The sequence below is a fragment of the Paenibacillus sp. 598K genome (genome assembly GCF_003851045.1).
In the GTDB taxonomy this organism is placed as follows: Bacteria; Bacillota; Bacilli; order Paenibacillales; family Paenibacillaceae; genus Paenibacillus_D.
The window spans coordinates 639-1358 of sequence record NZ_BFBX01000151.1 but is presented as its reverse complement, the minus strand read 5'-3'; the positions used below and the strand labels follow the sequence as shown (position 1 = coordinate 1358).

Below are 720 nucleotides of genomic sequence, written 5' to 3'. Positions count from 1 at the left end.
CCTACGAGTACAGCCGCGACATCGAGCCGGTCGAGGGCGGTCATGGCGACGCCTATTATCAGTTTATGAAGCAATATATCGCCGCCTACAAGGCGAATCAGCCTCTCCCGCTTGGTCTCGTCGAGGAGACGGTCGATCTGGGCAGCTATGAGTCGGGGCTGGAAGGCTGGAAGGCGGGCGCCAACGTCGCGCTGACAAAGGTCGAGTATGACCAGGGCGCCGCCAATGTGCCAACGGCCTATGAGCAATACAGACTGCTCGGCAACACGAGCGGGCCGGTCAACGGCGACCAGTGGCGGACCGTGGTCCGCGAGTTCGAGCGCCCGGTCGATGCGAGCCAGCATCAGCAGCTCGAGCTGGCCTTCTCGCACTGGGGCGGCGCGCCCGGGGCTACGGGGTACGAGGCGCGGATCAAGCTGATCTCGGCCACCGGTCAGACGTTGGAGCAGACGTATACGACACACGGCGCCTGGCAGCAGCTGAGCCTGGATTACCGCAGCTGGGCATACCGCGACGAGCTGAAGCGGATCGAGATCAGCTTCCGGGCGGTAGGCGGCGACGAGCCGTGGGCCGGGAGATTCTTCGTCGATCAGGTGCGTCTGATCGATCCCGTATAGCCTGTCGCAGGCTACGAGGAGAGCGATAAAAGGGGAGAGATCACATGCTGACAATCTATGATCTGACTTGCGAATACCGCACGCGGCCGCTCGCGATCGAGGA

1 protein-coding gene is annotated in these 720 nt (G+C 63.1%); it reads left to right on the top strand.

Annotated elements, in window-relative coordinates; all coding sequences use genetic code 11:
- Positions 1–617 (top strand): hypothetical protein (locus tag PA598K_RS32075; protein WP_185602352.1); only part of this gene is annotated, 617 nt, incomplete at its 5' end.
- Positions 618–720: the final 103 nt, after the last annotated feature.